Source organism: Phocaeicola sp. (assembly GCF_048170425.1).
Lineage (GTDB): Bacteria > Bacteroidota > Bacteroidia > Bacteroidales > Bacteroidaceae > Phocaeicola.
This window is the reverse complement of the sequence record NZ_DBEXBB010000257.1, coordinates 1-5,629: the sequence shown is the minus strand read 5'-3', so window position 1 is coordinate 5,629 and position 5,629 is coordinate 1. Positions and strand designations below refer to the sequence as shown.

At 45.4% G+C, this 5,629-nt stretch carries 5 protein-coding genes; 1 reads left to right on the top strand and 4 read right to left on the bottom strand.

Going from position 1 to position 5,629, the window contains the following annotated elements; genetic code table 11:
• Positions 1–216 precede the first annotated feature (216 nt).
• Positions 217–1,488 (bottom strand): peptidase U32 family protein, encoded by a 1,272-nt coding sequence (locus tag ACMJ0U_RS10210; protein ID WP_417129828.1) that lies wholly within the window; start codon positions 1,486–1,488, stop codon positions 217–219.
• An 88-nt stretch (positions 1,489–1,576) separates the two neighbouring features.
• Here ACMJ0U_RS10210 and dusB point away from each other — a divergent pair, with 88 nt between their 5' ends.
• Positions 1,577–2,563 carry a tRNA dihydrouridine synthase DusB gene (gene dusB / locus ACMJ0U_RS10205; protein ID WP_417129827.1) on the top strand — a complete coding sequence of 329 codons (987 nt, stop codon included), beginning with the start codon at positions 1,577–1,579 and terminating at the stop codon, positions 2,561–2,563.
• A gap of 15 nt (positions 2,564–2,578) precedes the next feature.
• Here the strand turns inward: dusB and ACMJ0U_RS10200 are convergent, their stop codons facing one another.
• From ACMJ0U_RS10200 to ACMJ0U_RS10190, 3 genes are read right to left on the bottom strand one after another with little or no spacing between them, the layout of a single operon-like run.
• Positions 2,579–3,553 (bottom strand): phosphatase PAP2 family protein, encoded by a 975-nt coding sequence (locus ACMJ0U_RS10200; protein WP_417129829.1) that lies wholly within the window; start codon positions 3,551–3,553, stop codon positions 2,579–2,581.
• Entirely contained in the window at positions 3,550–4,560 is a 1,011-nt protein-coding gene (locus tag ACMJ0U_RS10195) for an NAD-dependent epimerase/dehydratase family protein (protein ID WP_417129826.1), read from the bottom strand. Before ACMJ0U_RS10195 ends, ACMJ0U_RS10200 begins: the two co-directional genes overlap by 4 nt.
• A 4-nt stretch (positions 4,561–4,564) precedes the next feature.
• Positions 4,565–5,467, bottom strand: a complete 903-nt coding sequence (locus ACMJ0U_RS10190) for a cation diffusion facilitator family transporter (protein ID WP_417129825.1) — start codon at positions 5,465–5,467, stop codon at positions 4,565–4,567.
• Positions 5,468–5,629 lie beyond the last annotated feature (162 nt).

The window sequence follows — 5,629 nt, the reverse complement described above, 5'->3', positions numbered from 1 at the left end:
GAAAGGACTTATTTAATATTCACAAGTAATTCACAATCTGTTAATTCACATACCACACTGATAATCAATGAAAAATTAGGATATCAACAATTATATTCACAAGTCTTTCAACAAGTAATTAACCGAGGGGTTTATATCCTATTCTCATAAAAAAATCCTGTCAAGGCTCCTTTTTAGAAGCCCTGACAGGATACTATCGCTATTCTTCAAATAAACTTACTCTTTCCGTTTTGCCTTCAATTCTTCAGCGGGCACCATGCGGTACAAACGATCGCTGGGCCGGATACGGTCGGGCACTTTAAATGACACATGTACCCCCTTCTTCACCACATCCACCGGTTTCAAATCTACGCGAGCCTCATCCAAGGTGACATACATGGCACCAGTAGTAGGACCGGTAATCAACAATTTATCGCCGACTTTAATTTCTGAGGCTTCAATCAGGAATTCAGCCACTCCGATGTTAGAGAAGTACTTGATTCCACGTCCGGCATATACTTTACGCTCCGTTGCTTCCGAACCGTAGTTCTTGCTCCATTCACCCAAACGCTGTCCTAAATAATAACCGTTCCAGAACCCACGATTGAATACGGTCTTCAGTCGTTCATCCCAGTTGGCTACCTTTTCTTCGGAGAATGTACCGTCAATGTACGACTGGATAGCTTCCTTATAGCATTCTACTACTGTACGTACATACTCAGGACCACGGGCACGACCTTCAATCTTGAACACCCGCACACCCGCTTCAATCATCTCGTCCATAAAATGAATGGTCTTCAAATCTTTCGGCGACATGATGTACTGATTATCCACCTCCAGTTCAATGTCACTTTCTTTATCCTTTACCGTATATGCACGACGGCATACCTGCATGCAAGCTCCGCGATTGGCCGAAGCATTCAACTCGTTCAGGCTCAGATAGCATTTCCCGGAAACGGCCATACATAAAGCCCCATGACAGAACATTTCGATACGAACCAGTTCCCCCATCGGACCCTTGATTTGCTGTTCCTGAATGGCATCGTAAATCTTGCGTACCTGCTTCAAGTTCAACTCACGTGCCAGTACCACCACATCGGCAAAACGTGAATAAAATTTCAATGCTTCTGCATTACTGATGTTCAACTGAGTGGAAAGGTGCACCTCCTGTCCCACTTCATTACAATAAACCATTACTGCCACATCGGCTGCAATGACCGCACTGATACCCGCCTCTTTTGCCGCATCCACTATTTTACGCATCAAAACAATATCTTCGTCGTAAATAATGGTATTAATGGTCAGGTAACTCTTTACTCCATGTTCATCACATATTTTGGCGATTTCACGCAAATCGTCTATGGTAAAAGTGCTCGCCGAACGCGCACGCATGTTCAAGCTTTCAATACCGAAATAAATGGAATCAGCTCCGGCATGAAGGGCTGCCGCCAATGACTCGCGTGAGCCCACGGGTGCCATGATTTCAAAATCTTTGATTGTATAACTCATTTCTGCTATTATGATATTACGGTGCAAAGGTAGCGTTTTTTCAGGATATAATAAAATTTCACTACCTTTGCGCGACAATATCAAGGCAATGAAAATTAGAAACATAGATTTAGGAGAAAAGCCAGTATTGCTGGCACCGATGGAGGACGTCACCGATCCTGCATTCCGCCTGATGTGCAAGCAGTTTGGTGCCGACATGGTGTACACGGAATTCGTATCGAGCGATGCCCTGATTCGTTCGGTAGGAAAGACCATGCTGAAACTGAACATCAGCGAAAAGGAACGTCCGGTGGCCATTCAGATTTACGGAAAGGATACGGATACCATGGTGGAAGCCGCCCGCATCGTAGAACAAGCTCAACCAGATATACTGGATTTGAATTTCGGTTGTCCGGTAAAACGGGTGGCAGGAAAAGGCGCCGGCTCCGGCATGCTACAGAACGTACCCAAGATGTTGGAAATTACCCGGGCGGTAGTAGATGCCGTAAAAATTCCGGTTACCGTGAAAACTCGCCTGGGATGGGATGCAGAGCACAAGATTATCGTAGAACTGGCGGAACAATTACAGGACTGCGGAATTGAAGCACTGACCATCCACGGACGTACCCGTGCACAGATGTATACCGGTGAAGCCGACTGGACCCTGATTGGAGAAGTCAAGAAAAATCCGAGAATGCGTATTCCCATTATCGGAAACGGTGACATCACTACCCCACAACGTGCCAAAGAATGTTTTGAGCAATACGGAGTAGATGCCATCATGATTGGACGAGCCAGCTTCGGACGTCCCTGGATTTTCAAGGAAGTAAAACATTATCTGGAAACAGGTGAAGAGTTACCGCCCCTTTCTTTCAAATGGCGGATGGACGTATTACGTCAGGAAGTGCTCGACAGTGTAAACCTGCTGGATGAACGCAGAGGTATCCTGCACGTGCGTCGTCATTTAGCCGCATCTCCTCTCTTCAAAGGGATTCCTAATTTCAAGGACACACGCATTGCCATGCTCCGCGCAGAAACATTGAATGAACTGAATGGTATATTAGACCATATAGAAGCTACTTTCGGTAAGGATTAATCCTTACCGATTTTTTTAATACATCCGTTTAAAGACCGGAGAAATAAACCAGCGCTTATACATCAGCGTAGCCAGCTGATATACGAAGAAAGCGGTAATAAGTCCCACCAGTGAATCAATCAGATAGTGCGCCTGAATATACACTGTGGCACAGCAAAGCAGCACATAGAACGGGAACAGAATGTAGGCTAATTTCCGGTTCACGCGCCAGGCCATAATCATCACAATCGTAGAGATTCCCACATGTGAGCTGGGGAAAGCAGCCGTAGGACGCTCCCCTACTTCCTGTGAGGCTTCTACCAGATTATAGAAGAATCCGTGTTCATATCCCGGCCCTGGAAGTAAAAAGTTATTGTCATTAAAATAATCTCCTATTGCCGGAAAATCACAAGCGTTCACTTTATCCATTCCAATGGCCGGAAAATAAAATTGCGGTCCGGCCACCGGCACCAGAATATAAAACAAATAGTAAATGAAAAAAGAGGTGACCAGCACAAAGCAAATCTTCTCAAACCATTCAAAACGGGTCAGGAAATAATATACCACCACAATCAGCATCATGGGATAGTAAAAGAAATACCCCATGTTGAAAGGCTCACTGAACCACATGGAAGGACACAGCTTGCTAAATTCCACGGAAGGCTGGCAATGGAAAATAGCCTGCTCAGCGGAAGCAAACACGTAATCCAGGTTCGGGAACAAGCGGTTGAATTCAAACGTATCCGGATACCAGTAGGCCAACAGCGACATTTGCACGACCATACGGACAAAAGCCGTCAGACGGCAGGGAAATGCCTGATACAAATATATCAGAACGAACGTCAAGACCACAATGCCCAAACGCTCCAACAACATCATCCCGGGATGATCCATCCGGGGATACAAAAGCAAAATCAAAATAGTGGTCAGTGCATTGTAAATCAAACTGATGCTTTCTACTGCAAACAGTCCCTTTCCACTTTCTACTCGTTCAAATAACTTCAGTTCTATAGCCATCCTTCTTTTTTATACCAGGCAATGATTTCTTTTACACCTCTTTCCAATGGATATTCGGGAACATATCCTAATTCCTTTTCCAGCGGTGAGATGTCGCACCGCCAGTTGCGCTGTTTCATAATACGGTATTTATCGCAGTTCAGTGTACTCGTCTTACGGAACATTCGTCCTACATTCTCTGCCACAAATGAAATGGCTTTCAAAAGGAACAACGGACAAACGAAACGAATCATCCACGGGTTTCCCAATTCCTTCCGAATCAAATCGGAAAACGTATGACTACTATACACTTTCCCGTCGCTCACAAAATAGGCCCGGTCTGTCACATTTTTTTCAATAGCCAGACAAATGGCCTGTACCAAATCCTTCACAAACACAAACGTAATATCCTGGCGTTTGAACCCTGCCGCGAAATCCACATGTTGCTGCACGGACTTCGCCATCAGGAAATAATCGCGTTCCCGTGGGCCGTAAACTCCCGTCGGACGAAATATCACATAAGGGAAATTAGCCAAGGATTTCAGATATTCCTCGGTATGCAGCTTACTCAGTCCATACGCCGTATTAGGCCGGGGAGTGTCCGTTTCACAAATGGATGAATAGTCTTTTTCCCGAATCGGTCCAAATATACTTAACGAACTTATGTAAATAAAGTTCACGGGAAGCATGTCCAATCGCTTCAATGTTTCAATAAAATGTCGGGTAGCCCAGTAATTCCCGATTTCAAAATCGGCCTTGTCCAGGCATTTGGTCACCCCGGCACAATGGATAATGTAATCCCATTTCCCATACTGGCGTTTCTGTTCTTCCAACTGACTGGTCAGACGGTCGGAATCAGTAAAATCCAATACGGCAAAATGAATACGCGAGTCCTGCAAATATTTCCGGCTGCTGCTCTTCCGCACACCGGCCCACACCTGCATGCCGCGCTCCAGCGCACCTTCCACTAAAAAGCTCCCGATGAATCCACTGGCACCGGTGACTAATATTTTTTTCTCCATAAACTTATTTTTCCGGTTCTACATGGATACTGATGTAGGTATCCTCTCCAAAAGTATCCCGCAACTTCCGCTCAATGGCAGTAGCCTTTTCATGCGCCTCATGCAACGAGATATTTCCGTCCATCCGCACATGCATGTCTATCGCATAATGACTTCCGATACGACGGGTACGCAAATGATGCGGCTGCGACACACCGTCCAGTGACAATACCGTCTGCGTAATTTCCTGCTCTATATCATCGGGCAACGAGCGCTCCAATAATTCATCAATGCAAGCCTTCAGCTGCTTCACGGCTACCTGCACAATAAAGAAACTGACAATCACTGCCGCCAGCGGGTCGAGCACACGCCAATTTTCTCCCAGCAGAATAGCTCCTCCAATACCCACGGCCGTACCAATGGAAGAAAACGCATCGCTGCGATGGTGCCAGGCATTGGCTATCACAGCCGGACTATTACAGCGTTTCCCCACCAGACGGGTATAATGAAACAAGATTTCTTTCGATACCACTGACACAATGGCGGCAACCAGTGCAATCCATCCGGGCGACTGCAAAGCTTCTCCTTTTGCAAAACTGATAATCGATTCTATTCCACTCCAGCAAATACCAATTCCTACAGCCAGCAGAGCTGCCCCAATCAGTAATGTGGCGAGCGTTTCATACTTTCCGTGCCCGTAATCATGTCCTTTATCTTCCGGTTTGCTGGAAATACGCACAAACACGATGACAATCAAGTCTGTTATCAAATCCGATAAAGAGTGTACTGCGTCGGCAATCATCGCCGCACTCTTTCCCCAGAAGCCTGCTGCAAACTTACAGACCACCAGCAGAATATTAACCAGACTACCCACCAGAGTCACCTTATAAATCTCGCGTTCACGAGAAAACGCTCCTATCTCATCCATATCATATTTTTGTAAAAAGAATGTGGCAAAGATAATAGTTTTTCAGCATCTTAACAGAAAAAACCACGTTTATTCCCCGGAAATCACTTTCTTTGTATAAAGATAATCTTATCAACAGCAGAGAGCTGTTGATTTTAAACAAAACAACTTGGCTAAAAAGAA

Coding starts and splice junctions, on each gene's coding strand:
- ACMJ0U_RS10190 (WP_417129825.1), bottom strand. CDS start 5,467: ATGGATGAGATAGGAGCGTTTTCTCGTGAACGCGAGATTTATAAGGTG.
- ACMJ0U_RS10195 (WP_417129826.1), bottom strand. CDS start 4,560: ATGGAGAAAAAAATATTAGTCACCGGTGCCAGTGGATTCATCGGGAGC.
- ACMJ0U_RS10210 (WP_417129828.1), bottom strand. CDS start 1,488: ATGAGTTATACAATCAAAGATTTTGAAATCATGGCACCCGTGGGCTCA.
- dusB (WP_417129827.1), top strand. CDS start 1,577: ATGAAAATTAGAAACATAGATTTAGGAGAAAAGCCAGTATTGCTGGCA.